The 26,576-nt window shown below is 72.1% G+C and carries 28 protein-coding genes; 8 read left to right on the forward strand and 20 right to left on the reverse strand.

All coding sequences use genetic code 11. The annotated features are described in order from the left end of the window. Positions 1–24 precede the first annotated feature (24 nt). From trpM to hisI, 7 genes are all read right to left on the reverse strand, one after another. Positions 25–198: a tryptophan biosynthesis modulator TrpM gene (gene trpM, locus ACSU6M_RS08855; RefSeq protein WP_437068501.1), complete on the reverse strand. Its 174-nt coding sequence runs from the start codon at positions 196–198 to the stop codon at positions 25–27. Between the two features lie 19 nt (positions 199–217). Then, entirely contained in the window at positions 218–1,027 is an 810-nt protein-coding gene (gene trpC, locus ACSU6M_RS08860; protein WP_437068503.1) for an indole-3-glycerol phosphate synthase TrpC, read from the reverse strand. A gap of 140 nt (positions 1,028–1,167) precedes the next feature. Beyond that, complete coding sequence (locus tag ACSU6M_RS08865; RefSeq protein ID WP_437068505.1) at positions 1,168–1,704, reverse strand: DUF2752 domain-containing protein; 537 nt, start codon at positions 1,702–1,704, stop codon at positions 1,168–1,170. A gap of 137 nt (positions 1,705–1,841) precedes the next feature. Next, positions 1,842–2,120, reverse strand: a complete 279-nt coding sequence (locus tag ACSU6M_RS08870; RefSeq protein ID WP_437068507.1) for an HGxxPAAW family protein — start codon at positions 2,118–2,120, stop codon at positions 1,842–1,844. A gap of 191 nt (positions 2,121–2,311) precedes the next feature. Further along, complete coding sequence (locus ACSU6M_RS08875) at positions 2,312–2,971, reverse strand: TIGR02234 family membrane protein (RefSeq protein WP_437068509.1); 660 nt, start codon at positions 2,969–2,971, stop codon at positions 2,312–2,314. 52 nt (positions 2,972–3,023) lie between these two features. Further along, positions 3,024–4,502, reverse strand: a complete 1,479-nt coding sequence (locus tag ACSU6M_RS08880; RefSeq protein WP_437068511.1) for an anthranilate synthase component I — start codon at positions 4,500–4,502, stop codon at positions 3,024–3,026. An 11-nt stretch (positions 4,503–4,513) separates the two neighbouring features. Next, a complete protein-coding gene (gene hisI, locus ACSU6M_RS08885; RefSeq protein ID WP_437068513.1) occupies positions 4,514–4,894 on the reverse strand; it encodes a phosphoribosyl-AMP cyclohydrolase in 381 nt (126 codons plus the stop codon). A gap of 98 nt (positions 4,895–4,992) precedes the next feature. Between hisI and ACSU6M_RS08890 the strand changes: the two genes are divergently transcribed. Beyond that, positions 4,993–5,628: a TIGR03085 family metal-binding protein gene (locus tag ACSU6M_RS08890; protein WP_437068515.1), complete on the forward strand. Its 636-nt coding sequence runs from the start codon at positions 4,993–4,995 to the stop codon at positions 5,626–5,628. A 111-nt stretch (positions 5,629–5,739) separates the two neighbouring features. Here the strand turns inward: ACSU6M_RS08890 and hisF are convergent, their stop codons facing one another. Genes hisF through hisD form a run of 8 tightly spaced genes read right to left on the reverse strand, consistent with a single transcriptional unit; the run spans position 5,740 to position 11,450 of the window. Continuing rightward, positions 5,740–6,495 (reverse strand): imidazole glycerol phosphate synthase subunit HisF, encoded by a 756-nt coding sequence (hisF, locus tag ACSU6M_RS08895; protein WP_437068516.1) that lies wholly within the window; start codon positions 6,493–6,495, stop codon positions 5,740–5,742. After that, positions 6,492–6,911, reverse strand: a complete 420-nt coding sequence (locus ACSU6M_RS08900; RefSeq protein ID WP_437068518.1) for a RidA family protein — start codon at positions 6,909–6,911, stop codon at positions 6,492–6,494. The genes hisF and ACSU6M_RS08900 overlap by 4 nt, the downstream gene beginning before the upstream one ends. Next, positions 6,908–7,633, reverse strand: coding sequence for a bifunctional 1-(5-phosphoribosyl)-5-((5-phosphoribosylamino)methylideneamino)imidazole-4-carboxamide isomerase/phosphoribosylanthranilate isomerase PriA (gene priA, locus ACSU6M_RS08905; protein ID WP_437068519.1), 726 nt, complete (start codon positions 7,631–7,633; stop codon positions 6,908–6,910). Before priA ends, ACSU6M_RS08900 begins: the two co-directional genes overlap by 4 nt. Beyond that, complete coding sequence (gene hisH / locus ACSU6M_RS08910) at positions 7,630–8,274, reverse strand: imidazole glycerol phosphate synthase subunit HisH (RefSeq protein ID WP_437068521.1); 645 nt, start codon at positions 8,272–8,274, stop codon at positions 7,630–7,632. Before hisH ends, priA begins: the two co-directional genes overlap by 4 nt. Beyond that, positions 8,271–8,435: a hypothetical protein gene (locus tag ACSU6M_RS08915; RefSeq protein ID WP_437068522.1), complete on the reverse strand. Its 165-nt coding sequence runs from the start codon at positions 8,433–8,435 to the stop codon at positions 8,271–8,273. Before ACSU6M_RS08915 ends, hisH begins: the two co-directional genes overlap by 4 nt. After that, positions 8,432–9,025, reverse strand: a complete 594-nt coding sequence (gene hisB / locus ACSU6M_RS08920) for an imidazoleglycerol-phosphate dehydratase HisB (protein ID WP_363158125.1) — start codon at positions 9,023–9,025, stop codon at positions 8,432–8,434. Before hisB ends, ACSU6M_RS08915 begins: the two co-directional genes overlap by 4 nt. After that, a complete protein-coding gene (locus tag ACSU6M_RS08925) occupies positions 9,022–10,131 on the reverse strand; it encodes a histidinol-phosphate transaminase (RefSeq protein ID WP_437068524.1) in 1,110 nt (369 codons plus the stop codon). The genes hisB and ACSU6M_RS08925 overlap by 4 nt, the downstream gene beginning before the upstream one ends. Then, a complete protein-coding gene (gene hisD / locus ACSU6M_RS08930) occupies positions 10,128–11,450 on the reverse strand; it encodes a histidinol dehydrogenase (RefSeq protein WP_437068525.1) in 1,323 nt (440 codons plus the stop codon). Before hisD ends, ACSU6M_RS08925 begins: the two co-directional genes overlap by 4 nt. A 159-nt stretch (positions 11,451–11,609) precedes the next feature. On the opposite strand from hisD, the gene ACSU6M_RS08935 reads away from it, so the two are divergent. The 4 genes from ACSU6M_RS08935 to ybaK all read left to right on the forward strand — a co-directional run bounded on the left by ACSU6M_RS08935 (position 11,610) and on the right by ybaK (position 15,883). Then, positions 11,610–13,178, forward strand: a complete 1,569-nt coding sequence (locus tag ACSU6M_RS08935; protein WP_437068527.1) for an oxidoreductase — start codon at positions 11,610–11,612, stop codon at positions 13,176–13,178. 378 nt (positions 13,179–13,556) lie between these two features. Then, on the forward strand, positions 13,557–14,606 hold the full coding sequence (locus ACSU6M_RS08940; protein WP_437068528.1) for a hypothetical protein: 1,050 nt from the start codon (positions 13,557–13,559) through the stop codon (positions 14,604–14,606). Positions 14,607–14,617: 11 nt separating this feature from the next. Next, positions 14,618–15,358, forward strand: a complete 741-nt coding sequence (locus ACSU6M_RS08945) for an LON peptidase substrate-binding domain-containing protein (protein WP_437068530.1) — start codon at positions 14,618–14,620, stop codon at positions 15,356–15,358. A gap of 24 nt (positions 15,359–15,382) precedes the next feature. After that, a complete protein-coding gene (ybaK, locus tag ACSU6M_RS08950) occupies positions 15,383–15,883 on the forward strand; it encodes a Cys-tRNA(Pro) deacylase (protein ID WP_437068532.1) in 501 nt (166 codons plus the stop codon). 200 nt (positions 15,884–16,083) lie between these two features. On the opposite strand, the gene ACSU6M_RS08955 is transcribed toward ybaK, so the two are convergent. The 4 genes from ACSU6M_RS08955 to ACSU6M_RS08970 form a co-directional block, all read right to left on the reverse strand. After that, entirely contained in the window at positions 16,084–16,758 is a 675-nt protein-coding gene (locus ACSU6M_RS08955) for an AAA family ATPase (RefSeq protein ID WP_437068533.1), read from the reverse strand. A gap of 34 nt (positions 16,759–16,792) precedes the next feature. Continuing rightward, positions 16,793–17,617, reverse strand: coding sequence for an ABC transporter permease (locus ACSU6M_RS08960; RefSeq protein WP_437068535.1), 825 nt, complete (start codon positions 17,615–17,617; stop codon positions 16,793–16,795). 67 nt (positions 17,618–17,684) lie between these two features. Then, positions 17,685–18,659: an ABC transporter ATP-binding protein gene (locus ACSU6M_RS08965; RefSeq protein ID WP_437075061.1), complete on the reverse strand. Its 975-nt coding sequence runs from the start codon at positions 18,657–18,659 to the stop codon at positions 17,685–17,687. Between the two features lie 305 nt (positions 18,660–18,964). Continuing rightward, positions 18,965–20,176, reverse strand: coding sequence for an NYN domain-containing protein (locus ACSU6M_RS08970; RefSeq protein WP_437068537.1), 1,212 nt, complete (start codon positions 20,174–20,176; stop codon positions 18,965–18,967). Between the two features lie 224 nt (positions 20,177–20,400). Here ACSU6M_RS08970 and ACSU6M_RS08975 point away from each other — a divergent pair, with 224 nt between their 5' ends. Then, a complete protein-coding gene (locus tag ACSU6M_RS08975; protein WP_437068538.1) occupies positions 20,401–20,565 on the forward strand; it encodes a hypothetical protein in 165 nt (54 codons plus the stop codon). Positions 20,566–20,653: 88 nt separating this feature from the next. On the opposite strand, the gene dnaE is transcribed toward ACSU6M_RS08975, so the two are convergent. Beyond that, on the reverse strand, positions 20,654–24,193 hold the full coding sequence (gene dnaE / locus ACSU6M_RS08980) for a DNA polymerase III subunit alpha (protein ID WP_437068540.1): 3,540 nt from the start codon (positions 24,191–24,193) through the stop codon (positions 20,654–20,656). Between the two features lie 203 nt (positions 24,194–24,396). On the opposite strand from dnaE, the gene ACSU6M_RS08985 reads away from it, so the two are divergent. Then, positions 24,397–25,722 (forward strand): DUF2252 domain-containing protein, encoded by a 1,326-nt coding sequence (locus ACSU6M_RS08985; protein WP_437068542.1) that lies wholly within the window; start codon positions 24,397–24,399, stop codon positions 25,720–25,722. A 71-nt stretch (positions 25,723–25,793) separates the two neighbouring features. Further along, entirely contained in the window at positions 25,794–26,489 is a 696-nt protein-coding gene (locus tag ACSU6M_RS08990) for a hypothetical protein (RefSeq protein ID WP_437068544.1), read from the forward strand. Positions 26,490–26,576: the final 87 nt, after the last annotated feature.

The raw sequence follows: 26,576 nt of genomic DNA on the forward strand, positions 1-26,576 counted from the left end.
CTTGTCGCGCAGTTCCCCGCGCCCCTAGAAGCCTTGCCATCGACGGCCGTTCACCTGCCCGGGTTCGTCTCCGATCACGTACCGCACTCGGCGGCCGTGGACCCGGCGTGCGGGCGCGCGGCAGCCTCGGGGACGGCAGCCGCGCGCGAGGCGGGCGTACGGGTCCCTGGCGGTCTCGGTGATCGGAAACGTCATCATCGGTCAGCCTAGCGAAGGATCAGTCCCGGCCGTGGCGGATGGCCGGGTGCTCGCCCGCGGCCACCAGGTCGGCGACGGCCGACTTGGGGTCCTTGCCGGTGACCAAGGACTCGCCGACCAGGACGGCGTCGGCGCCGGCGTTGGCGTAGGCGATGAGGTCGTGCGGGCCGCGGATGCCGGACTCGGCGATCCTGACGATGCCCGCGGGGATCTCGGGGGCGACGCGCTCGAAGGTGGAGCGGTCGACCTCCAGCGTCTTGAGGTTGCGCGCGTTGACGCCGATGACCTTGGCGCCCGCGTCCACGGCACGCTCGACCTCGTCCTCGTCGTGGACCTCGACGAGCGGGGTGAGGCCGATGGAGACGGCCCGCTCGATCAGGGACTCCAGGGCGGGCTGGTCGAGGGCGGCGACGATCAGCAGGGCGAGGTCGGCACCGTAGGCGCGGGCCTCCCACAGCTGGTACGAGGTGACGATGAAGTCCTTGCGCAGGACGGGGATGTCCACGCGCGCGCGGACCGCCTCAAGGTCGGCCAGGGAGCCGCCGAAGCGGCGCTCCTCGGTGAGGACGGAGATGACGGCGGCGCCGCCCGCCTCGTAGTCCGCGGCGAGTCCGGCCGGGTCGGCGATCGCGGCCAGCGCGCCCTTGGACGGGCTGGAGCGCTTGACCTCGCAGATCACCTTGACGCCGTCGCCCTTGAGCGCGGCGACCCCGTCCTTGGCCGCGGGAGCCTTCGCCGCGCGCTCCTTGAGCTCGTCGAGGCTGACGCGCGCCTGCCGTTCCGCAAGGTCGGCACGGACTCCGTCGATGATCTCGTCGAGCACACTCACGCGAGCGGCCCCCTTCCAGACGGTGGACAGTTCGGGTGACCAGGGGCGAAGCAATGGTCACTGCGATGGTATCCGCAGGACGGCGCAGGCCCCGCATCCGGTCGACGGCAGTCCCACTACCTGGACATTCCCGCCATCGGTCAAGGATGGAGCCAGCTTCCGAAGGGGAGGTTGCGGACCACCGTGAAGACCAGCAACAACACCCCGACGGCCCACAGGTGCGCCGGGCCGAGGTCGAGGCGCAGCGGCCGGCCGCGGGCCGCGCGGACCACCCAGACGGTCCACAGCACCACGAAGAGCGCGTAGGCGAGGACGGCGGGCGCGTTGGCCTGGAGGGCGGCGGTCAGGTCGCCGTGGACGAAGGCGTGGGCGCTGCGCAGTCCTCCGCAGCCGGGGCAGTACAGGCCGGTGAGGCGCAGCAGCGGGCAGACCGGGTAGTGGCCGGGTTCGTTGGGGTCGACCGTTCCGACGTAGGCGAAGGCGCCGGCGACGGCCGCGAGGACCCCGACGGGCACGGCGAGCCGGCGCAGGGGGCGAGCGGGGGCGCGGCGGGGCGCGTGGGTGCCGCGGGCGGGGGCGGCCAGGCGGGGCGCGGAGGCCGTGGGGATGGTGCGGGCCGTGGGGGTGTCGGGGGCGGTGGGGGCCGTGGGCCCGCTGTCGGCGGTCACGCCTCGCATTGTGCCGGGGGCACGGGGCGGGCGCGCGCCGGAGCAGGGGCGGGTACGCCGAAGGGGCGGCCCGGCGTGGGGCCGCCCCTTCGGGGTGCTGGTTCCGCGAGCGTCGTCACGCGGCCGCACTCGGCGGCGTACGGGGCTCAGCTCTCCGCGGCCACCGGCTCGCGGGTCGCGACGGGCGCCGCCTTCGCCGGGGCCTTGACCATGGCCAGCGGCTCGGCCTTCGGGGCACCCATGCCCATGGCGCGCATCACGCCGCCGACGACGCCGGCGAGGACCACGATCGCCATGCCGCCCCAGAAACCGAGCGGGTTGTCCATCACCATGAAGGCGCCCGCGACAGTGAAACCGATGAAGGCGATGATGACACCCGTCCAGGCGGCCGGGGTGTGACCGTGACCGTGGCTGCTGCCCGCCATGTGCTTGCTCCTCGTAGCCGTATGCGTGTGTGAGCCTGACGCTCGTCGTCCATTGTCCCGTACGCGCGCGCGTGCGGGACGCGGGGGTGGCTTCCGATCACGTCGGTTTCACCACATCGGGAACCGTTGCCCCGGCCGGTGCTCCCCGCTGGGGCCCTGCCGTCCGGAGCGGCGTGGTGTCCCGGCAGGTCCTAGGCCGGTCCGGGTTCGGTGGGGTCCTCGCCGCGGTCGAGGGCCTTCCACAGGTCCTCGGGGCGGTCGGGGTCGGTGGCGGCGGGGCCGGCGGCACGGGGCCGCGGCGCACCGCCTCGCTCGTAGCGGCCGGACATGGCGGGCCACAGCTTGCCGTAGCGCAGGGCGAGCAGGCCGGCCAGCAGGATCAGCAGGCCGCCGACGGCCGCGACGTAGGGCCAGGCGGTGTGGCTGAGGGAGCCGACCGTGGCGGAGGTGTCGCCGGTGACCTGGGCGGCCTTCTCGTCGAGGGCGGAGCTGTCGGAGGCGCCGGCCAGGGCCGCGGCGACGGTGCCGGCGCCGCACAGGGTGAGCAGCGCGGCGACCAGGAGCCGGCCGGCCCGGCGGACGGCGAAGACGGCGACGAGCGCGGCGAGGCCCACTATGGCGAGGGAGGCGGGGACGCCGGTGACGTCGCTGCCCTTGGCGGTCAGCGGGAAGGCGCCGCCGGTGGCCACCGTCGCGGCGCCCTCCGACCAGCGCTGACGGGTGGCCAGCAGCGTCACGGCCGCGCCGAGCGCCCCGAACAGCAGGGCGAGGGCGAGGCTGCGGCGCCCGGACCTGGTGGGTCCTTCGGCTTCGGTACGGGGGTGAGGTACGGCAGCAGTCACGTACTCCACTATCGCCCGAACCCCGGGCGACACGTCACCCGGGGTTCACGTGACGCCCGTCCTACTTTCCGAGCCGGTTGGCGGTGTGCACCGCGCGCAGCACCGCGGCGGCCTTGTTGCGGCACTCCTGGTCCTCGGCGACCGGGTCGGAGTCGGCGACGACGCCCGCGCCGGCCTGCACATAGGCGGTGCCGTCGCGCAGCAGGGCGGTGCGGATGGCGATGGCGGTGTCGGAGTCGCCCGCGAAGTCGAGGTAGCCGACGCAGCCGCCGTACAGGCCGCGCCGGGACGGCTCCAGTTCGTCGATGATCTGCATCGCCCGCGGCTTGGGCGCGCCGGAGAGGGTGCCGGCCGGGAAGCAGGCGGTGAGGACGTCGAAGGCGGTGCGGCCGGGGGCGACCTTGCCGGTGACCGTGGAGACGATGTGCATCACATGGGAGTACCGCTCGATGGACATGAAGTCGACGACCTCCACCGAGCCGGGCTCGCACACCCGCCCGAGGTCGTTGCGCCCGAGGTCGACGAGCATCAGGTGCTCGGCACGCTCCTTGGGGTCGGCGAGCAGTTCGTCGGCGAGGGCCTGGTCCTCCTGCGGGGTCGCCCCGCGGTGCCGGGTGCCGGCGATGGGGTGGACCATGGCCTGTCCGTCCTCGACCTTGACCAGGGCCTCCGGCGAGGAGCCGACGATGTCGAAGCCCTCGAAACGGAACAGGTACATATACGGCGACGGGTTGGTGGCCCTGAGCACCCGGTACACGTCCAGCGCGCTCGCCGTGCAGGGCGTCTCGAACCGCTGGGAGGGCACGACCTGGAATGCCTCGCCCGCGCGGATGCGCTCCTTGATGTCCTCGACGGCCTCCTGGAAGTCGGGGCCGCCCCAGAGCGCGGTGTACTCGGGCAGTTCGGAGGGCGGCAGGTGCGCCGGGGGCTGGGCGACCGGGCGGGCGAGGTCGGCCTCCATGGCGTCGAGGCGGGCGACGGCGTCCGCGTACGCCTCGTCGACGCCGGTGTCGAGGTCGTTGTGGTTGATCGCGTTGGCGATCAGCAGGACGGAGCCCTCCCAGTGGTCCATCACCGCGAGGTCGCTGGTGAGCAGCATGGTCAGCTCGGGCAGCCGCAGGTCGTCGCGCTCGCCGGGGCCGATCTTCTCCAGGCGGCGCACGATGTCGTAGCCGAGGTAGCCGACCATGCCGCCGGTGAAGGGCGGCAGGCCCTCCTGGTGGGGGGTGTGCAGGGTCTCGACGGTGGCGCGCAGGGCGGCCAGCGGGTCGCCGTCGGTGGGGACGCCGACGGGCGGGGTGCCGAGCCAGTGGGCCTGGCCGTCGCGGGCCGTCAGGGTGGCGGCGGAGCGCACGCCGACGAAGGAGTACCGGGACCACGAGCGGCCGTTCTCCGCGGACTCCAGCAGGAAGGTGCCGGGGCGCTCGGCGGCGAGCTTGCGGTAGAGCGCGACCGGGGTGTCGCCGTCGGCGAGCAGCTTGCGGGTGACGGGGATGACGCGGCGGTCGGTGGCCAGCTTGCGGAAGGTGTCGAGGTCCATGGCGGCCGACCTTACTGATCCGAGGCCGGTGCGCCGGCGTCCTTGAGCAGTACGTCCGCGTCGAAGCAGGTGCGCGCGCCCGTGTGGCAGGCGGCCCCCACCTGGTCGACCTTGACCAGCACGGTGTCGGCGTCGCAGTCCAGGGCCACGGACTTCACCCACTGGAAGTGGCCGGAGGTGTCGCCCTTGACCCAGTACTCCTGGCGGCTGCGGGACCAGTAGGTGCAGCGGCCCGTGGTGAGCGTGCGGTGCAGCGCCTCGTCGTCCATCCAGCCCAGCATCAGCACCTCTCCGGTGTCGTACTGCTGGGCGATGGCGGGCACGAGTCCGTCCGGGCTGCGCTTGAGGCGCGCGGCGATCTCGGGGTCGAGGCGGCTGGATGAGCTGGTCATGTGGCCATTGTGCCGTGCGGCACCGACAGTGACGGCGCATGTCCACTGGACGGACCTCGGTACGGCCACCGGCTGCCGTACGGTCGTAGGCTGGCCGTATGTCGACCTTCGCCAAGCGTGAACGGCTTCTGCTCGCCGATCTCTTGGAAACCGCCGGTCCCGACGCGCCGACCCTGTGCGAGGGCTGGCGCACACGCGATCTGGCCGCGCACGTGGTGGTGCGCGAGCGCCGCCCGGACGCCGCCGGCGGCCTGCTGATCAAGCAGCTCGCGCCGCGCCTGGACAAGGCGATGGAGGAGTTCACGGCCAAGCCGTACGAGGAGCTGATCCAGCTCATCCGCACCGGCCCGCCGCGTTTCTCCCCCTTCACCCTCAAGCAGCTCGACGAGGCGTCCAACACCGTCGAGTTCTACGTCCACGCCGAGGACGTGCGCCGCGCCCAGCCCGACTGGACACCGCGCGAGCTGGACCCGGTCTTCCAGGACGCCCTGTGGTCCCGCCTGGAACGCACCGCCCGCCTCATGGGGCGCGGCGCCCCCACCGGGCTCGTCCTGCGCCGCCCCGACGGCCAGACCGCGGTCGCCCACCGTGGCACCCCCGTGGTCACGGTCACCGGCGAACCCTCGGAACTGCTCCTGTTCCTCTACGGCCGCCAGACCGCCGCCAAGGTGGACCTGGACGGCGACGAGGCCGCGATCACCAAGCTGAGCGAGGGCAAGCAGCTCGGCATCTGAGCAACCTCAGCGGGGGCGGTTCGGCGCGGCGGCCACGCCGTTCCTCCGTCCGGGGATGCGTGAGCCCCGGCCTCCAGGAGACCGGGGCTCACCTCAGCCGCGTGATGGGGCTCACCGCACCGGGTGGCCCGCCTCCCGCAGCGCGTTCTTCACCTCGCCGATCCGCAGGTCGCCGAAGTGGAAGACGGAGGCCGCGAGGACGGCGTCCGCGCCCGCCTCGACGGCCGGGGCGAAGTCGGCGAGCTTGCCGGCGCCGCCGGAGGCGATCACCGGGACGGTGACGTGCTTGCGGACGGCCTCGATCATCTCGATGTCGTAGCCGTCCTTGGTGCCGTCGGCGTCCATGGAGTTCAGCAGGATCTCGCCGGCGCCCAGTTCGGCCGCCCGGTGCGCCCACTCGACCGCGTCGATGCCGGTGCCCTTGCGGCCGCCGTGGGTCGTCACCTCGAAGCCGCCCGAAGCGGTGCGGCGCGCGTCCACCGACAGGACCAGCACCTGGCGGCCGAAGCGCTCGGCGATCTCACGGATCAGGTCGGGACGGGCGATCGCGGCGGTGTTGACGCCCACCTTGTCCGCGCCCGCGCGCAGCAGCTTGTCCACGTCCTCGGCCGTGCGGACGCCGCCGCCGACGGTCAGCGGGATGAACACCTGCTCGGCGGTGCGGCGCACCACGTCGTAGGTGGTCTCGCGGTCGCCCGACGAGGCGGTGATGTCCAGGAACGTCAGCTCGTCGGCGCCCTCGGCGTCGTACACCTTGGCCATCTCGACGGGGTCGCCCGCGTCGCGCAGGTTCTGGAAGTTGACGCCCTTGACGACCCGGCCGTTGTCCACGTCCAGGCAGGGGATGACTCGGACCGCCAGGGTCATGAATCCACGGCTCCTCGGATGCTCTGGCCCCGGAAGGCTTCCAATTCCACTTCGACCAGGATGCGCGGGTCGACGAAGCCCTCCACGACCACCATGGTGGTGACCGGCCGCACGGAGTCGAAGACCTCCGCGTGCGCCCGGCCGACCTCGTCGACGTCCCGCTGATGGGTCAGGTACATCCGGGTCCTGATCACCGACTCGGGGCCCAGCCCGAACTCGGCGATCGCCGCCAGCGCGCTGGTGAACGCCACCTTCGCCTGCTCGTACGGGTCGCCCTCCCCGTACAGCACGGGGCCCTTGAAGGACGTCGTGCCGCCCACGACCACCCGGTCGCCCGCCGCCACCGCGCGTGCGAAACCGAAGGACTCCTCCCAGGGACTCCCGCTCTGCACCCGCCGTACGCCGTCGGACGTCATGACGCCACAGCCTCCAGGGCCTCTTCCAGCGTGAACGCCTTCGCGTACAGCGCCTTCCCGACGATCGCGCCCTCGACACCGAGCGGCACGAGCTCGGCGATCGCCCGCAGGTCGTCCAGCGACGAGACGCCGCCGGAGGCCACGACCGGGCGGTCGGTCGCCGCGCAGACGTTCTTCAGCAGCTCCAGGTTCGGGCCCTGGAGGGTGCCGTCCTTGGCGATGTCCGTCACCACGTAGCGCGCGCAGCCCTCGTTGTTGAGGCGCTCCAGCGTCTCGTAGAGGTCGCCGCCGTCGCGGGTCCAGCCGCGGCCGCGCAGGGTCGTGCCGCGTACGTCGAGGCCGACGGCGATCTTGTCGCCGTGCTCGGCGATGACCTTGGCGACCCACTCGGGGGTCTCCAGCGCGGCGGTGCCGAGGTTGACGCGGGTGCAGCCGGTGGCGAGGGCGGCGGCCAGGGAGGCGTCGTCGCGGATGCCGCCGGACAGCTCCACCTTGATGTCCATCGCCTTGGTGACCTCGGCGATCAGCTCCCGGTTGTCGCCGGTGCCGAACGCGGCGTCCAGGTCGACCAGGTGCAGCCATTCGGCGCCGGAGCGCTGCCAGGCGAGGGCGGCCTCCAGCGGGGAGCCGTAGGAGGTCTCGGTGCCGGACTCGCCGTGCACGAGGCGTACGGCCTGGCCGTCGCGGACGTCGACGGCGGGGAGGAGTTCGAGCTTGCTCACAGGGTTCCGATCCAGTTGGTGAGGAGCTGGGCTCCGGCGTCGCCGGACTTCTCGGGGTGGAACTGCGTGGCCCACAGGGCGCCGTTCTCCACGGCGGCCACGAAGGGCTTGCCGTAGGTCGTCCAGGTGACCTTGGGGGCGTCGATGCGCGGGTTGTGGGTCTCCAGCATCCAGTCGTGGACGGCGTAGGAGTGCACGAAGTAGTAGCGCGCGTCCGCGTCGAGCCCGGCGAACAGCTGGGAGTCGGCGGGTGCCTCGACGGTGTTCCAGCCCATGTGGGGCACCACGTCGGCCTGGAGCGGCTCGACCGAGCCGGGCCACTCGTCGAGGCCCTCGGTCTCCACACCGTGCTCGATGCCCCGCGCGAACAGGATCTGCATGCCGACGCAGATGCCCATCACCGGGCGCCCGCCGGACAGCCGCCGGTCGACGATCCAGTCGCCGCGCGCCTCCTTCAGGCCCTTCATACAGGCGGCGAACGCGCCGACGCCCGGCACCAGCAGGCCGTCGGCGTTCATCGCCTCGTCGAAGTCACGGGTGATCTCGACGTCGGCGCCCACGCGCGCGAGGGCACGCTCGGCGGAACGGACGTTGCCGAAGCCGTAGTCGAAGACCACGACCTTCTTGGATGCGGTGCTCAATTCCACACCTCCAGCCGCAGAATGCCCGCGGTGAGACACATCGCGGCACCGATGGACAGCAGCACGATGAGGCTCTTCGGCATCTGCTGCTTGACGAAGGAGATGATGCCGCCGACGAGGAAGAGGCCGACGACGATCAGGACGGTGGACAGCCCGTTCACAGCGCGCCCTTCGTGGAGGGAAGGATGCCCGCCGCGCGCGGGTCACGCTCGGAGGCGTACCGCAGGGCCCTGGCCAGCGCCTTGAACTGGCACTCCACGATGTGGTGCGCGTTGCGCCCGTAGGGCACGTGCACGTGCAGCGCGATCTGCGCCTGGGCCACGAAGGACTCCAGGATGTGCCGGGTCATCGTGGTGTCGTACTCGCCGATCATCGGCGCCATGTTCTCGGGCTCGGTGTGCACGAGGTACGGCCGGCCGCTCAGGTCCACGGTCACCTGGGCGAGGGACTCGTCCAGCGGGACCGTGCAGTTGCCGAAGCGGTAGATCCCCACCTTGTCGCCGAGCGCCTGCTTGAAGGCGGCGCCGAGCGCGAGGGCGGTGTCCTCGATGGTGTGGTGGGAGTCGATGTGCAGGTCGCCCTCGGTCTTCACGGTGAGGTCGAACAGACCGTGCCGGCCGAGCTGGTCGAGCATGTGGTCGTAGAAGCCGACACCGGTCGCCACATCGACCTGGCCCGTGCCGTCGAGGTTTATCTCGACGAGGACCGAGGTCTCCTTCGTCACGCGCTCCACGCGTCCTACGCGGTTCATGCGCTCTGCTCCTTCTTCAGTTCACGGACCGCGTCGAGGAACGCGTCGTTCTCTTCGGGCGTCCCGGCGGTGACCCGCAGCCACCCCGGCACGCCGTTGTCCCGGACCAGCACACCCCGGTCGAGGATCTTCCGCCAGGCGGCATGGGCGTCGTCGAAGCGCCCGAACTGCACGAAATTGGCGTCCGAGGCGGTCACCTCGTAGCCGATCGCCTTCAGCTCGGCCACCAGCCGGTCCCGCTCGGCCTTCAGCTGCTCGACATAGCCGAGCAGGGTGTCGGTGTGCTCCAGGGCGGCCAGCGCGGTCGCCTGGGTGACGGCCGACAGGTGGTACGGCAGCCGTACGAGCTGCACGGCGTCCACGACGGCCGGGTGCGCGGCGAGATAGCCGAGCCTGAGCCCCGCCGCGCCGAACGCCTTCGACATCGTGCGCGAGACGACCAGGTTCGGCCGCCCGTCCAGCAGCGGCAGCAGCGAGTCACCGTGGCTGAACTCGATGTACGCCTCGTCGACCACCACCATCGACGGCTTCGCCGCCTGCGCGGCCTCGTACAGCGCGAGGACCGTCTCGGGCGGAACCGCGGTACCGGTGGGGTTGTTGGGGGTCGTCACGAACACGACATCGGGCCGATGCCCGGCGATGGCCTTCTCCGCCGCCGCCAGGTCGATCGAGAAGTCCTCGTTGCGCGGACCGGAGATCCAGCGCGTGCCCGTCCCCCGCGAGATCAGTCCGTGCATCGAGTACGACGGCTCGAAGCCGATGGCGCTGCGGCCCGGACCGCCGAAGGTCTGCAGCAGCTGCTGGATGACCTCGTTGGACCCGTTCGCCGCCCACACGTTGGCCGGCCCCACCTCGTACCCGGACGTGTTCGTCAGATACTCGGCGAGCTTCGTCCGCAGCTCCACCGCGTCCCGGTCCGGATAGCGGTTGAGGTTGCGGGCAGCCTCGCGCACCCGCTCGGCGATCCGCTCGACCAGCGGCTCGGGCAGCGGATAGGGGTTCTCATTGGTGTTCAGCCGTACGGGGACGTCCAGTTGGGGCGCGCCGTAGGGGGACTTGCCGCGCAGCTCGTCCCGTACGGGGAGATCGTCGAGACCGAAAGTCACTTGCCGGGCACCTTCCAACCGAACCGTGCCTTGATCGCCGCCCCGTGGGCCGGCAGGTCCTCCGCCTCCGCCAGCGTCACCACGTGGTGCGCGACCTCGGCCAACGCGTCCCGCGTGTAGTCGACGATGTGGATGCCGCGCAGGAACGACTGGACGGACAGCCCGGAGGAGTGGCAGGCGCACCCGCCCGTGGGCAGGACGTGGTTGGACCCGGCGGCGTAGTCGCCGAGGGACACGGGCGCCCAGGGCCCGATGAAGATCGCACCGGCGTTGCGCACCCGGTCGGCCACGGCGGCGGCGTCGGCGGTCTGGATCTCCAGGTGCTCGGCGCCGTACGCGTCGACCACCCGCAGCCCCTCCTCGACCCCGTCGACCAGGACGATCGCGGACTGCTTGCCCGTGAGCGCGGGCACGATCCGGTCGTCGATGTGCCTGCTGGCCGCGACCTGGCTCTCCAGCTCCTTCTCCACCGCCTCCACGAGATCCAGGGAGTCGGTGACCAGCACGGCGGCCGCGAGCGGATCGTGCTCGGCCTGGCTGATCAGGTCGGAGGCGACGTGCACCGGATCGGCCGTGGCGTCGGCCAGGATCGCGATCTCGGTCGGACCGGCCTCGGCGTCGATGCCGATCTTGCCGGTGAAGTAGCGCTTGGCGGCGGCGACCCAGATGTTGCCGGGCCCGGTGACCATGTTGGCGGGCGGGCAGGACTCGGTGCCGTACGCGAACATCGCGACGGCGGTGGCGCCACCGGCGGCGTACACCTCGTCGACGCCGAGCAGCGCGCACGCGGCGAGGATCGTCGGGTGCGGGAGTCCGCCGAACTCCGCCTGCGCGGGCGAGGCGAGCGCGATCGACTCGACCCCGGCCTCCTGGGCGGGCACCACATTCATGATCACGGACGACGGATACACGGACCGGCCACCCGGCGCGTACAGCCCGACGCGGTCGACCGGCACCCACTTCTCGGTGACCGAGCCGCCGGGCACCACCTGGGTGGTGTGGGTGGAGCGGCGCTGCTCGCGGTGGACCAGCCGGGCGCGGCGGATGGACTCCTCCAGGGCCGCGCGCACGGCCGGGTCCAGCTCGTCGAGCGCCTCGGTCAGCGCCTCGGCGGGGACCCGCACCCGCTCCAGCCTGACTCCGTCGAACTTCTCGGCGAAGTCGATCAGCGCCGCGTCGCCACGATGATGCACGGCCTCGCAGATCGGACGCACCTTCTCCAGGGCGGCCTGAACGTCGAACTCGGCTCGGGGCAGCAGGTCGCGCAGGGCGGGACCCTCCGGGAGGGCGTCGCCGCGCAGATCGATTCGGGAGATCACGGTCCCCATTGTCCCAGACCGTCGTCCCACGCCGTCCGCGCGTATCAATGGCTGATACAGCCCCTGGGACATCTCCTTCACCACACGCGTTCGGAGCGTCACCCACCGGGCATCACCAGCATATCCATGCACGCGCAACAAGACAGGAGGGACCCATTCGTGACCGAGGGGGACGGGGAGCCGCCGGAGGACCTCACGGCCACCGAGGTCGGCATGTGGCAGGCGTTCCGCAACGGCAGTGTGTACGACCTGAGCAGCGGTGACGCGCTCGTGGACGATCCGCACGGCGGGCGGCCGTGGGGCCCCGAGCGGACCGTGCGGGCGCGGATCGTGTGCTGGCTGCTGCTCGACGGGCCGCCCGCGCTCGCCGGGCGGGTGTCGTCGCTGAAGCTGGTCGGGGTGACGATCAGCGACACCATGGACCTGGCGGGCGGCATCGTGGTGCCCTACGTCGAGCTGCGCGGCTGCCGGTTCGAGAACGAGGTGCGGCTGCCGGAGGCCCGCTTCACCACCGTGCGGATGGTGGACTGCGCGGTGCCGCGGCTGGAGGCGGCCCGCGTGCACACCGAGGGCGATCTGCATCTGCCGCGCTCCCGGTTCCGGGGCGGCATCCGGCTCACCGACGCGCAGATAGGCACCGATCTGCTGCTGAACCAGGCCGTCGTGCACGGCGACCGGCGGGGCCGGTCCATCACCGGGGACGGGATGAGCGTCGGCCAGGACGTGCAGGCCGAGCTGCTGGAGTCGTACGGCGAGCTGAGCCTGCGCGGCGCCAGCGTCGGCGTGTCCCTGAGCCTGCGCGGGGCGAGGCTGGTCAACCCGCACGCACGGCTCGCGCTGAACGCGCCCCAGCTGACCGTGGGCCGCACCCTCTATCTGACGCCGGCGGCCGTCGGCGGCGGGGTTCCGGGTGGGGTGACACCACCGCGCGGGACACGGATCCGCCCCTTCGAGTGCGTGGGCGGGGCGCGGCTCGACGACGGCCGGTTCGGAGACGCGGTCGACCTGGAGGGGGCACGCCTGGGCCTGGCCGCCGACCAGGAGCTGTCCCTGCGCCGCGTGCAGACACCCGAGCTGCGCTTCCTGGGCGAGGAGCCGGCCCAGGGCCGGGTGGTGCTGTCCGGGGCGCGCATCGTCACCCTGGTCGACCGCGCGACCAGCTGGCCCGGCCCGGGCCGCCTGCACATCGGCGGCTTCACCTACGAGAACCTGGTGCCCCACGGCCCGTTCTCCCCGGCACAGCGCCTGGAGTGGGTGGCCGCGGCGACCGCCGAGTACAGCCCGGAGCCGTACGAGCGCCTGGCGGCCGTCCTGCGCGCGAGCGGCGAGGACGAAGACGCCCGCGAGGTACTCCTCGCCAAGCAGCGCCGCCGCCGCGAGACCCTGCCGCTGGGCCCCAAGATCTGGGGGTACCTCCAGGACCTGACCGTGGCCTACGGCTACCGCCCCGGCCGGGCCGCCCTCTGGATGGCGGTGCTCTGGGCAGCGGGCTCACTGGCCTTCGCCCACGCCGGCCGCCCGCCCACCGGAGCAGGCGCCGGCGACCCCCCGTGGAACCCGGCCCTGTTCGCCCTGGACCTCCTCCTGCCGGTCATCGACCTGGGCCAGGTCGGCGTATGGCACCTCCAGGGCGGCTGGCAATGGCTGGGCGCGGCCCTGGTCCTGATGGGCTGGGTCCTGGCGACAACGGTCGCAGCGGGCGCCACACGCCTCCTCCGCCCCACCTGACGAAGAGCCGCGCCACGACGGCGGGAAAGCCGCCGACGGGCAGGAGCGGGGCGTGGGGGGTGCGGCGCAGCCCGGCGCTTACGCGGTCACCAGCAAGCAGCAAGGCACCAACCTGCCGAGCCCCGGACCCGCGCCGGGCTCGCCGCACCCCCCACGCCCCCGACCCACCCACGCACCCCCGCCCCGCAAGGCGCCACCACCCGCGCCCCGCAAGGCGCCACCACCCGAGCCCCGCAAGGCGCCACCACCCGAGCCAGAAACCGCCCCGCGTCCCCTGGGACCGATGGGACGGCTCTTTACCGGCCCTTGACCCCAACCCGTACAACCTTCGACAGGTTCCGTGAAGGCTCTGGCGCAGCCCCGAACCCCCGACTTTCAATGGTCGACACCATGGCTCTGCTGCCCCCGTTCATCCGCACCGCCCGGATGTCCAAGGCTCCCGCGCGCGTCCCGCACCTCACCCCCGGACTGCCGGCCGACGACGAGGTGCTTCTCGACGCGCCCGACGACCACCTGGGCCCGGCACTCGTCGGCGCCGGACGCGGCGAGTACACCCCGGCCGCCGCCCTGCTCGCCCGCACCCGCGCACGGGGCGAATGGGAGCTGCGCGACCGGTACGTCGTACGCCTGGCGTGCTTCGCACAGGCACGCCCCGAGTGGTTCCAGGAGTGGCGCACGGCAGCCCCGCACGACCCGGACGCCCTCCTGGTCGGCGCGCAACTCGCGGTGGACCGCGCCTGGGGCTCACCGGCCCGCGAGGAACTGCTGCGCGAGCTGAGCCCGGCGATCACGGCGACCGCGCACGGCGACCACCGCGACCCGGTGCCGTGGCGGCTGGCGCTGGACCACGCGCGCGGCTCCAGGGCCGGGCACAAGTACTTCGGCGAGCTGTGGGAGGCCGCGGTACGCCGCGCCCCGCACCACTACGGCTGCCATGTGGCCGCCCTGCGCTACCTCGCCGCGTCCTGGCACGGCTCGCACCACGCCTGCTTCGACTTCGCCGACCGGGCCGCGCAGGACGCCCCGGAGGACTCCCTGGTGCAGGCACTGCCGGTACGGGCGGCGCTCGGCTATCTCACCGACGGCTGCGGACCGGAGGTCCCGCGCGCCCGGCTGGACGCGGCGGCCGACCGGGCGATCGCCCTGTCCGCACGGTTCCCGGCGGCCGACCCGTGGCCGGCGCAGATACGCAACCTGCTCGCCTGCGTGCTGCTGCGTCTGGACCGGCGCGCGGACGCCCTGGACCAGTTCCGGCTGACCGGCCCGTACGCCACGTCGTTCCCGTGGGACCGGGCCGGGGAGGACCCGCTGGGGGTGTTCCTCCGGGTGCGCGCCGGGCTGCTCGCGGGGGCCCGGGCGCCGGAGGTCGACGGCCGCGGGCATCCACACGGTGGGCACGCGGGACGGGCCCGCTCGGCCGACCATTAGGCTTTGGCGCCGTGACCACCGTCCGGCTCCCGCTCTTTCCGCTGAACTCGGTACTGTTCCCGGGGCTCGTGCTCCCGCTGAACGTCTTCGAGGAGCGCTATCGCGCGATGATGCGCACCCTGTTGAAGACCCCCGAGGAGGAACCACGCCGGTTCGCCGTCGTGGCGATCCGCGACGGCCACGAGGTGGCACCGAGCGAGCCCGGTCTGCCGGACCCGACGGCCGTCACCGAGCGCGGGGCAGCCGCGGGGTTCGGGCCCGACCCGGCCAAGGCGTTCCACCGCATCGGCTGTGTCGCGGACGCGGCGACGATCCGGGAGCGGGCCGACGGGACGTTCGAGGTGCTGGCGACGGGGACGACGCGGGTGCGACTGGTGTCGGTGGACGCGTCGGGGCCGTTCCTGACGGCCGAGCTGGAGACGCTGCCCGAGGAGCCGGGGGACGAGGCGGGGGCGCTCGCCGAGGGGGTGCTGCGCGCGTTCCGGCAGTACCAGAAGAGGCTGGCGGGGGCGCGGGAGCGGTCGCTGTCGACGGGGGCGGAGCTGCCCGACGAACCGTCGGTGGTGTCCTACCTGGTGGCCGCGGCGATGGTCCTGGACACGCCGACCAAGCAGCGGCTGCTGCAGGCGCCGGACTCGGCGTCCCGGCTGCGGGACGAGCTGAAACTCCTTCGCGCCGAGACCTCGATCATCCGTAGCCTGCCGTCGTTGCCTGCGCAGGATCTGACGCGCGGGCCGACGAGTCTGAACTGACGTTCCGAACCGAGACGACGGAGCATGGCGAAGAAGCCGAAGAAGCAGCAGGCCGGTGGCACACCGGCGACGGTCGCCCTCACGGCGGCGGGCGTGGACTACACGGTCCACGCCTACGACCACGACCCGTCCCACCCCTCCTACGGCGAGGAGGCGGCGGAGGCGATGGGCGTGTCCCCGGAGCGGGTCTTCAAGACGCTGGTCGCGGACGTGGACGGGGCGCTGACGGTCGCGGTGGTGCCGGTGGCGGGCTCGCTGGACCTCAAGGCGCTGGCGTCGGCGGTGGGCGGCAAGAAGGCGACGATGGCCGACCCGGCGCTGGCCGAGCGCACGACGGGGTATGTGCGGGGCGGCATCTCGCCGTTGGGCCAGCGGAAGAAGCTGCCCACGGTTCTCGACGCGTCCGCCTCCGGTCACGACACCATCTGTGTCTCGGCGGGTCGCCGGGGCCTGGAGGTGGAGCTGTCACCGGGGGACCTCGCGGCGCTGACGGGGGCGGTGCTGGCACCGATCGGGCGAGCGTAGGGGGTGGCACCGCGCGTCCCCGGCCGCGGGTGACGTGGCTGGTCGCGCGGTTCCCCGCGCCCCTAAGGATGACGGTCGCCGCTCGCCCGGCGCGACGAGCACGGGGCGGTCGCCGCTCGGCCCGCGGGACGAGCACTGCGGGTCACCGCTCGCCCGCGCGACGAGCCAACCCCACCCCGGCCCGCACCGGCCCAGGCCCCCTACGACCGGGCGGTCTCGTACCCCGTGACCTCAGGATCCCGGGGCCCGAAGAGCGCCGTGAGCCCCAGATGCACCAGCAGCGCCCCCACCGACCACGCCAGAAGCGCCCCCTTGGCGCCCAGCTTCAGCGGGGCCGAGAAGGTGACGCCCTTGCCGACCTCCTTGGCATGGGCGAGGACGTCCTCCGCGGGGCCGAGCCACATGCCCAGCCGCCAGGCGAGCAGGGACCCGAGGAGCCCACCGAGCCCGAGGGCGACGACCAGCGGGACACCGCCCCGGCGCCGCCAGAGGAACACGGCGACCGCGGTCACGGCACCGAAGGCCAGCGCGAGCAGCGTGAACGTTCCGTCGACCCCGATCGCCTGCTCGCCCTCGGTGTCCTTGACGTAGACGACCCAGGCCCCGTCGGCGACGTCCCCGACCAGCGGTATCCGGGGCGCGAGCCAGTTCCACAGCAGCCCGAGGAACACCCCGCACAGCGCGAGGGCGACGGTGATCACCGCGGCTTCCCGCAGTTCGGTCTTCATGCCGGGACCGTCCTGGACGTACTCCCCGTGGCCATGCCCGTATCCGGCCCTGTGCGCCCGCGGCGGCCGGCCGGCGTGCGGCGAGGAGCCGTGGTGATGCGAGGACTGTTCGTGCGGCGGCGGAGGCGGAGTCAACGGTGCGGTCACCCTGACATCGTGCCAGGCCCGCCCGCACCGCGCGTCACCGGACGGCGGCCCGGCGGTACGCCCACGTCGCCACGGCCAGCGAGAACACCCCGACCCCGGCGCACACGGCGAGGTTCACGGCGACCAGCGCCCAGTCGGGGTGCGCGGAGAAGGTGCGCGCGTACGCCTCGACGCCGTAGGTGGACGGCAGCAGATCGCGGGCGAACAGCACGATCCCCGGCATCCGCTCGGGCGGCAGCACGCCGAGCAGCAGGGCCGCCGACATCCCCAGCTGCCCCAGCACGGTCGCCAGCTCCGGCCGGGGCGCGAGCAGCCCGAGGGCCGCGCCGAGCCCGGACAGCGCCGCCCCGGCCAGCGGGACGACGGCGAGCAGCATCCACAGGTTGGTCAGCGGCAGCCCGAACAGGACGCAGCCGAAGGCGGCCGTGACGAAGGTGCCCGGCACGGTGAAGGAGGCGTAGGCGCCGGCCGCGCCCAGGACGACGGCCGCCGGCGGCACCGGCAGGGTCGCGTAGTGGTCGAGCCCCCCGGTCGCCCTCAGCTGCCCGAAGTACTGCGCGAGCAGGTTCAGCGCGACGAAGGCGACGACCAGCACCGCCGAGCCGGCCACGACCGACTCCGCCTGGCTGCCGCCGTCGACGACCCCGCGCATCATGATCAGGATGCCGATGGACTGGAAGGTGGCCACGAACAGCAGCGGGATGCGCGCCACCCGGGCCCGCGACAGCTGCGCCCGGTAGACGGCCGCCATGGACGGCCACAGCCGCGCCCGCGGCCCGAGCTCGGCCGCCTCCCGGGCGGCCGGCTCCTCGACGTCCGGGGCACTGCCCGTCAGCGCCTCTGCGGGTACGACACTCACCTCGCGCTGCTCCCCTTCCTGGGGTTCACTGCGGTCCAGTCACGTACGGACACACCGGCCCTGCTGTTCATGCCTTCACCAGCCCCTGCCGTGCCGCCCCGCCCAGCGCCAGATAGACGTCCTCCAGGCTGGGCGTGGCCAGCGTGAAGTCGTCCAGCGCGGAGAACGCGGCCCCGCCGGTGACGGTGGCGACCACCGTACGGGCCTCCTCCGGGGCGAGCCGCAGTGTCCAGCGGCGCCCGGACTCCACGGCGCCCTCGCGCAGCGCGGCGACCTCGGGCACCTCCAGGGGCGCCCGCTCCCGCCACACCAGTTCGACGCGGACCTCGCCGGCCACGCGTTCCTTCAGCCCGGCCGGGGTGTCACAGGCGATCACGCGGCCCTGGTCGAGGACGGCGACCCGGTCCAGTACCGTCTCGGCCTCGATCACGTTGTGGGTGACGAGCAGCACCGTCGTCCCGTGCTCGGCGCGCCGCCGGTCCACCGCGGACCACACGGCCCGGCGGGCGACGGGGTCCATGCCGGTGGTCGGCTCGTCGAGCACGAGCAGCGGCCGCTCCCCCACCAGCGCTGCGGCGAAGCAGGCCAGTCGGCGCTGTCCGCCGGACAGCTTCTTCAGCGGCCGGGCGGCGATCGGCGTCAGTCCCAGCTCCTCCAGGACGGCGTCACGCTCGGCCCGTGCCCGCCGGGTCTCCAGTCCGCGCAGACGGCCGGTCGTCTCGGCGGCCAGCGACACGGTCAGCTCGTCCAGGGCGGTCGACTCCTGCCCGAGGTAGGCGAGGATCCGCGCGGCCCGCTCCGGGTGCCGCACGATGTCGTGGCCGAGGATGTGCACGCTGCCGCTGTCGGGCCGCATCAGCCCGGTGAGCTGCCGTACGAGGGTCGTCTTGCCGGCGCCGTTCGGTCCGAGCAGGCCGAAGATCTCACCGCGCCGGATGTCCAGCGCCACGTCGTCGGTGGCCCTGACCTCGGGGGTCGCGGGTACGCCCCGCCGCCCTCGGACCGCCGGATAGGTCTTGGTCAGCCCGCGCACCGCGCACACGACATCACCGGTGTCTCCAAGTGGCTGTCCCGCGCGCGCATTCACAAGGGACGAGCCTAAGGGGTCCGCGCACCGTGGATGTCCCCGGGTGGCCCATAACCCCAAAACCGGTCGTTCCCCCTTTTCCACACCGCCCCCGCCGGGCCGGCCCACCCGCGAACCGCCCTGCCCACCCATACGCCGCCGTCCCCCCGAACCCTGTAAGACTCCGCCTGCACGTCAGGCACTCCACCCCGCACACCGGACGCGCCACCACCCCCGGACCGGACGCTCCACCTCGCCCCCGGCCCCAGACGCCCCGTCCCTCACTCCGCCGCCGGAGCGTGCTCCGCGGCGGTCGGCACGTCGATCTCGCGCCAGAAGCCGGCCCGGATCGCGTACCGGTCGTGCTCGTCGATCTGGTCGTCCTTGTGGGCGAGCAGCCCGAACCGCGCCGCGTACCGCAGCAGCTCGCCGTCGATGCGGTGCGGAATGCGCGGGTACATCCCGGACAGCCGCTGCAGATGCGACTGGTCCCCCAGCCGGGCCATCCACCGCCGGGCGAACACCTGTCCCACCTCGTACGGGTCACCGCCGACCGTGGTGATGTCCTCCTCGCGGTCGGCCCACCGCTGCTCCGCCGTGGTCAGCTGGGCCAGCGTCGGCATGGACGCGATCTCCGGCGGCTCGGCGGGAACGCCCGGCCGGTCCACCCACCCCTTGTCGGAGGACCAGCGCAGGGTCGCGGTGGGCGGCTGCTGCACAGGGTGGGCGCCGGGCGCGCGCAGGGCCGCGAGGTCCTTGGGGGTGGGCACGCCCTTGGGCGCGGGCACCCGTTCGTCCGCGGAGGCCGGCGCGGCGGCGCGCGGCGTGGGGGCGGCGTCCTCGGCGGGCCGGTCGGCGGCGAGCGGGGAGTCGGGCAGCGGCGCGGAGAGGATCGCGGCGATCTCGGGGCGCGGCGCGGGCGGCGGCGCGCAGATGCCGGTCAGTTCCTTGGCGCGTACGGCCTTGGTGATCCAGGCCCGGTCCAGGACGCGGCGTTCGTCGGCCTCGGCGACCAGGTCCTCGGACTGGTTGTAGTCGCCGTCGGCGGCCTGGACGGCCCACAGATGGACGGCGACGCCGTGCTCCTTGGCGGCCATCATGCCGGGCAGCAGATCGCCGTCGCCGGTGACCAGGACGACGTCGGAGCAGGCGCGGTTGCGGGCCAGCTCGGTGAGCTCGGCGTGCATCGCGGCGTCCACCCCCTTCTGCGCCCAGCGCCCGTCGCTGCGGGTCAGCGCGCCCAGCCGGACGGTGACCCGAGGCATCACGCGCAGTCTGCGGTGTTCGGGCTGGGGGACGCGGTCGGGGGCGCCGTCGAACCAGTAGATGCGCAGCAGGGGGCGCTCGGTGTCGGACTCGGCGCGTTCGCGCAGGCCCTGGATGAGGGCGGCGTGGTCGACGCTGATGCGGGACCTGGAGGGCTCCCCGGCGAGGAGACTGGCGGCGGCCCCCAGCAGATACCCGGCGTCCACCAGGACGATGCAGCGGTCCACGCGACTCACCCTCTTCCTGGGAGGCTTGCTTCGGGCTTCCTTCGAGTCTGCCCGACCGCGCGTGGGTTAACGGCCGGAACTCGATCTTCGGCGTGGCGTTTCGAGGCGTCCTCGTGCGACCGGCCCTGTCACACACGGTAATTATCCGAAATGCGTTCTCTGTCAGCCTATGTGAATCTGGTCGCGGCCCTGGCCCCTAGATCCCCCACAGGAGGCAGATCACCATGGCCAAGAACAAGAACCGTGAGCGCAAGCAGCCGCAGTCCGAGCGCGCCCAGCAGACCGTCTCTCAGGGCTCGATGCACTCGGAGGCGGAGCACATGGCGAGCCCGGTGACGCCCGCCGACGTCGCCCGCAAGGGCCGGCAGAAGCGCTTCGGTCACAACTGACATCTTCATAAAGGGTTGTTGAGACCCAGGCACACCACAAGGGGCGCACCCGGCGACGGGTGCGCCCCTTGCGCTGCGGTACGGCCGCTCAGCCGGCCAGGCAGGACGGGCCGAGCAGGACCTTCAGGTCCCCGAAGAGGGCGGGGTCGGGCTTCACCCGGTGCCTGTCCAGGCGCAGGACCGTCGTCTTCGTCGGGCCCTGGAGCCTGATGCGGACCTCGCTGTCGCCCTTGTGGTGGCTGAGGATCTCGCCGAGGCGGCTGACCATCGGCGGGGTGACCTTCACGGCCGGGATGGTGAGGACCACCGGCGCGTTGGTCCCGGCCGTCGACAGGTCGGGGACCATCAGCTCCATGGCGACCAGCCGCGGCACGTCCTCGCGCTTGTCGAGGCGGCCCTTGACGAACACCACCGCGTCCTCGACGAGTTGCGTCGAGACCAGCTGGTACGTCGCCGGGAAGAACATGCACTCGATGGAGCCGGCGAGGTCCTCGACGGTGGCGATGGCCCAGGCGTTGCCCTGCTTGGTCATCTTGCGCTGCAGGCCCGAGATGATGCCGCCGATGGTGACGACCGCGCCGTCCGCGTGCTCACCGCCGGTGAGCTGGGCGATCCCGGCGTCGGCCTTGTCGGACAGCACATGCTCCAGGCCGAAGAGCGGGTGGTCGGAGACATAGAGGCCGAGCATCTCCCGCTCCTGGGCGAGCAGGTAGGTCTTCTCCCACTCCTCGGTGGAGAACTCCACGTCCAGCCCGAAGCCCGGCTCGCTGCTCGCGTCGTCGCCCATGCCGCCGAAGAGGTCGAACTGGCCCTCGGCCTCCTTGCGCTTGACCGCGACCACGTTGTCGATCATCGGCTCGTACTGCGCCATCAGGCCCTTGCGGGTGTGCCCCATGGTGTCGAAGGCGCCGGCCTTGATCAGCGACTCCGTGGTGCGCTTGTTGCAGACGACCGCGTCGACCTTGTCGAGGTAGTCCGGGAAGGAGGAGTACTTCCCCTTGGCCTTGCGGCACTTGATGATCGACTCGACGACGTTGGTGCCGACGTTGCGCACGGCGGACAGGCCGAAGAGGATCACGTCGTCGCCCTGGGCCGCGAAGTTGGCCTCGGACTCGTTGACGTTCGGCGGGAGCACCCGGATGCCCATGCGGCGGCACTCGTTGAGGTAGATCGCCGACTTGTCCTTGTCGTCCTTCACGGACGTCAGCAGCGCGGCCATGTACTCGGCGGGGTGGTTGGCCTTGAGGTAGGCGGTCCAGTACGAGACCAGGCCGTACGCGGCGGAGTGCGCCTTGTTGAACGCGTAGCCGGCGAAGGGGACCAGCACGTCCCAGAGCGCCTGGATGGCTTCGTCGCTGTAGCCGTTCTTGCGGGCGCCGGCCTGGAAGATGACGAAGTTCTTCTCCAGCTCCTCCGGCTTCTTCTTGCCCATCACGCGGCGGAGGATGTCGGCCTCGCCGAGCGAGTAGCCGGCGATGATCTGGGCGGCCTTCTGCACCTGCTCCTGGTAGACGATCAGGCCGTAGGTGACGTCCAGGACCTCCTTGAGCGGCTCCTCCAGCTCGGGGTGGATGGGTGTGATCTCCTGCTGCCCGTTCTTGCGCAGCGCGTAGTTCGTGTGGGAGTTCATGCCCATCGGGCCCGGGCGGTACAGGGCCGACACGGCGGAGATGTCTTCGAAGTTGTCCGGCTTCATCAGCCGCAGCAGCGAGCGCATGGGGCCGCCGTCGAACTGGAAGACGCCGAGGGTGTCGCCGCGCTGGAGCAGCTCGAAGGTCGTGGGGTCGTCGAGCGGGAGGCTGAGGAGATCGATGTCGATCCCCTTGTTGGCCTTCACCATCTTGACGGCGTCGTCCATGATCGTGAGGTTGCGCAGGCCCAGGAAGTCCATCTTCAGCAGGCCGAGCGACTCACAGCTCGGGTAGTCCCACTGCGTGATGGTCACGCCGTCGGTGTGCCTCACCCAGACCGGGACGTGGTCGGTGATGGTCTCGCTGGACATGATCACGCCGGCCGCGTGCACACCCATCTGACGGACCAGGCCCTCCACACCGCGCGCGGTGTCGATCACCTTCTTCACATCGGGCTCGTTCTCGTACATCGCCCGGATCTCGCCCGCCTCCGAGTAGCGCGGGTGGCTGGGGTCGGTGATGCCGGAGAGCGGGATGCCCTTGCCGAGGACGTCCGGCGGCATGGCCTTGGTGAGACGGTCGCCCATCGCGTACGGGTAGCCCAGCACGCGCGCGGAGTCCTTGATCGCGTTCTTGGCCTTGATGGTGCCGTAGGTGCCGATCATGGCGACCTTGTCGGCGCCGTACTTCTCGGTCACGTACCTGATCACCTCGACGCGCCGACGCTCGTCGAAGTCGATGTCGACATCGGGCATCGAGATGCGCTCGGGGTTGAGGAACCGCTCGAAGATCAGGCCGTGCGGGATCGGGTCGAGGTCGGTGATGCCGAGGGCGTAGGCGACGATCGAGCCGGCCGCGGAGCCTCGGCCGGGGCCGACGGCGATGCCCTGCTTCTTGGCCCACATGATGAAGTCGGCGACCACCAGGAAGTAGCCCGGGAAGCCCATCGAGATGATGGTGTCCATCTCGTACTCGACCTGCTTCATGCGGTCCTCGGGGATGCCGTCCGGGAACCGGCGGTGCATGCCCCGCATGGTCTCCTCGCGGAACCAGCTGACCTCGGTGTAGCCCTCGGGGATGTCGAACTTGGGCATCAGGTCGCGCTTCTCGAACATGCCCGTGGTGTCGACCTGCTCGGCGACCAGCAGGGTGTTGCGGCAGCCCTCCTGCCAGGCGTCCGAGGAGTCGATGGCGTACATCTCGTCCGTGGACTTCAGGTAGTAGCCGGTGCCGTCGAACTTGAAGCGGTCGGGGTCGGAGAGGTTCTTGCCGGTCTGGATGCACAGCAGCGCGTCGTGCGCCCCCGCCTCATGGGCGTAGGTGTAGTGCGAGTCGTTGGTGACCAGCGGCGGGATGCCGAGCTTCTTGCCGATCTCCAGCAGGCCGTCGCGGACCCGGCGCTCGATCTCGATGCCGTGGTCCATCAGCTCCAGGAAGTAGCGGTCCTTGCCGAAGATCTCCTGGTACTCGGCGGCCGACTTCAGGGCCTCGTCGAACTGGCCGAGGCGCAGCCGGGTCTGGAGCTCGCCCGAGGGGCAGCCGGTGGAGGCGATCAGCCCCTCGGACCACTTGGCGATGGTCTCCTTGTCCATACGCGGCCACTTCTGCAGCCAGCCCTCGGCGTAGGCGTCGGAGGAGAGCCGGAAGAGGTTGTGCAGACCCGTCTTGTTCGCCGCCCAGATCGTCTTGTGGGTGTAACCACCCGAACCGGAGACGTCGTCCTTCTTCTGGTGCGGCTGGCCCCACTGGATCTTGCGCTTGTTGCGCCGGGACTCGGGGGCGACATACGCCTCGATCCCGATGATCGGGGTGATTCCGGCCTTCTGCGCGGAGTGGAAGAAGTCGTACGCCCCGTGGAGGTTGCCGTGGTCGGACATGGCGATGTGCGTCATGCCCATCTCGTTGCACGCGTTGAACATGTCCTTCAGCCGCGCGGCACCGTCCAGCAGCGAGTACTGGGTGTGGACGTGCAGGTGCGTGAACGGCGGCTTTGACACGGTGGGCCCTCCAGGGAGAACACTCGGCGACGGGCGGGCGGACAGTTCTGGGGTCAGCGTCGAAGTCTATGCCTCGCCACTGACACTCGGCCCGCTCCCCCGCGTACCTTCACGAGAGGGTCGCGGGCACTCCCGGGCGCCCTCGCCCGTTGATGACGACAGAAACGCTGTCGTACACGTCACGCACCAGGAGGCACCCAGCGATGTCGGTCCACCCGCTCAACGACGAGCAGCGCGGCGAGGAGATCCTCGCCGTCTTCGAGACCGCCTTCGGCGAGCTCCTGGCCGCCGACCCCGCAGCGTTCCGTGTGAAGTTCCGCAAGATGGCGGCCTCCGCGTTCGCCTTCTACCGGGGCACGGCGGGCCTCTTCTACCACGACCTGACCGCCGAGCAGCACAGCGGCCCGTACCTGGACGAGCGCACCTCGCGCGTATGGATCCACGGCGACCTGCACGCGGAGAACTTCGGCACCTACATGGACTCCACGGGCCGGCTGATCTTCAACGTCAACGACTTCGACGAGGCGTACGTCGGCCCCTTCACCTGGGACCTCAAGCGCTTCGCCGCCTCCATTGCGCTGATCGGCTACGCGAAGGCCCTCAGCGACGAGCAGATCACCGAGCTGGTGCGGATCTACGCGGGCGCGTACCGCGAGCGCATCCACGCGCTGGCCACCGGCGCCAAGACCGACGAGGTGCCGCCGTTCACCCTGGACACCGCCGAGGGCCCGCTCCTGGACGCGCTGCGCGACGCCCGCTCGCTGACCCGCTTCGGGCTGCTGGAGTCGATGACCGAGATCCGTGACTTCGAGCGCCGCTTCGCCCCCGGCGGCGGCTCCATAGAGCTGGACGCGGCCACCCGTTACAAGGTGCTGGCGGCCTTCGACGGCTATCTGGAGACCCTCCCCGACGCCTCGCTGGCCCGGCCCGACTCCTACCGGGTCAAGGATGTCGTCGGCCGCCGCGGCATCGGGATCGGCTCGGCCGGTCTGCCGTCGTACAACATCCTGCTGGAGGGCCACAGCGACGCCCTGGAGAACGACGTGGTGATCTACGTCAAGCAGGCGCAGACCCCGGCGGTCTCCCGGCACATCACCGACCCGGCCATCCGCGCGTACTTCCAGCACGAGGGCCACCGCACGGTGATCTCCCAGCGCGCCCTGCAGGCCCACGCCGACCCGTGGCTGGGCTGGACCGAGCTGGACGGCGCGGGCCAGCTGGTCGCGGAGGTCTCGCCGTACGCCGTGGACCTGGACTGGGGCGACATCGACGACCCGGAGGAGATCGCCGCGGTGGTCGCCGACCTGGGCCGGGCGACCGCCTCCATGCACTCCGCCGCCGACGACACCTCCGGCGAGTCGCTGGTGCCGTTCTCCACCGAGCGGGCCATCGACGCGGCGATCGCCGCCGACGAGGAGGGCTTCGCCCCGCTGCTGGTGGACTTCGCGCACAGCTACGGCGCACGCGCGCGTGCCGACCACCAGATCTTCGTCGACCTGTTCCGCAACGGCCGCATACCGGGGCTGTGACGCCGGCCGGGAAAGCTCACAGGGAACCTTTAGGGGTCCCTTATCCGGGCGCGTGCCACACTTTCCGGGCGATGGACATATCAGGGACCCAGCTCAGAGCCGTGCGCGCGGCGCTGTTCACGACCATGGTCGTGACGATCGGCACCGCGTCGCACGTGCTGCTGTCCGGGGCCCCGCTGCCGGCGGGCACGGTCGCGGTGGTCGCGCTCGCCGTGTTCGCCGTCGCCTACGCCCTCGCGGGCACCGAGCGCGGCTTCGGCCGGATCGCCGCCGTGCTGATCCCGCTGGAGCTGGCCGCCGACACGGTCTTCACCACCGGCCAGCACACCTGCTACGGCCAGGCGGGCGGCCCGGTCGCCGGCCCGCTGCGCTCGGTCGGCCTGGACCTGCTGTGCGCCGGCGAGGTCGGCGGGCCGCTCGCCCGGGTCACCGGCTCCGACGGCGCCGAGCAGGTCAGTGCCCTGCTCGCCCAGGCCGGTCCCGGCACCGCCTGGCTGCTGCTGGGCGCCCATGTCGGCACGGGACTGCTGGCCGCCCTGTGGCTCGGGCGCGGTGAGCGGGCCCTGGCCCAGGTGGTCCGGGCCGCCGCCGCGACCACCTTCCGGCCCCTGTTCCTCGGGGTCGCCGCGGTCGCCGTACGACGCTCCCCGGTCCGCCCCCGGCAGCCGCGCCCGGTCCGCCGTACGGCCCCGGTACGCGATCTGCTGCTCGCGCACTCCCTGGGACGGCGTGGACCGCCGTGCTCCCGGGCCTGCGCCGTCGCCTGAGCGACGGCCCCGGCCCTCCCCGAGCACAAGCGGTCCCCCGTACATCCCGCGTACGACCTGTGCGCGTCCCCCATGGAGAGCATCAGC

The organism is Streptomyces sp. enrichment culture (assembly GCF_964272895.1).
In the GTDB taxonomy this organism is placed as follows: Bacteria; Actinomycetota; Actinomycetes; order Streptomycetales; family Streptomycetaceae; genus Streptomyces.

Excerpts from the sequence above, each read along its gene's own strand:
- hisB (WP_363158125.1), bottom strand. The coding sequence starts at position 9,025 with ATGAACCGCGTAGGACGCGTGGAGCGCGTGACGAAGGAGACCTCGGTC.
- ACSU6M_RS08985 (WP_437068542.1), top strand. The coding sequence starts at position 24,397 with ATGTCGGTCCACCCGCTCAACGACGAGCAGCGCGGCGAGGAGATCCTC.
- ACSU6M_RS08940 (WP_437068528.1), top strand. The coding sequence starts at position 13,557 with ATGGTCGACACCATGGCTCTGCTGCCCCCGTTCATCCGCACCGCCCGG.
- ACSU6M_RS08900 (WP_437068518.1), bottom strand. The coding sequence starts at position 6,911 with ATGACGTCCGACGGCGTACGGCGGGTGCAGAGCGGGAGTCCCTGGGAG.
- ACSU6M_RS08990 (WP_437068544.1), top strand. The coding sequence starts at position 25,794 with ATGGACATATCAGGGACCCAGCTCAGAGCCGTGCGCGCGGCGCTGTTC.
- trpM (WP_437068501.1), bottom strand. The coding sequence starts at position 198 with ATGATGACGTTTCCGATCACCGAGACCGCCAGGGACCCGTACGCCCGC.
- ybaK (WP_437068532.1), top strand. The coding sequence starts at position 15,383 with ATGGCGAAGAAGCCGAAGAAGCAGCAGGCCGGTGGCACACCGGCGACG.
- ACSU6M_RS08890 (WP_437068515.1), top strand. The coding sequence starts at position 4,993 with ATGTCGACCTTCGCCAAGCGTGAACGGCTTCTGCTCGCCGATCTCTTG.
- hisI (WP_437068513.1), bottom strand. The coding sequence starts at position 4,894 with ATGACCAGCTCATCCAGCCGCCTCGACCCCGAGATCGCCGCGCGCCTC.
- ACSU6M_RS08975 (WP_437068538.1), top strand. The coding sequence starts at position 20,401 with ATGGCCAAGAACAAGAACCGTGAGCGCAAGCAGCCGCAGTCCGAGCGC.
- ACSU6M_RS08865 (WP_437068505.1), bottom strand. The coding sequence starts at position 1,704 with ATGCGAGGCGTGACCGCCGACAGCGGGCCCACGGCCCCCACCGCCCCC.
- hisF (WP_437068516.1), bottom strand. The coding sequence starts at position 6,495 with ATGACCCTGGCGGTCCGAGTCATCCCCTGCCTGGACGTGGACAACGGC.
- ACSU6M_RS08880 (WP_437068511.1), bottom strand. The coding sequence starts at position 4,502 with ATGGACCTCGACACCTTCCGCAAGCTGGCCACCGACCGCCGCGTCATC.
- ACSU6M_RS08870 (WP_437068507.1), bottom strand. The coding sequence starts at position 2,120 with ATGGCGGGCAGCAGCCACGGTCACGGTCACACCCCGGCCGCCTGGACG.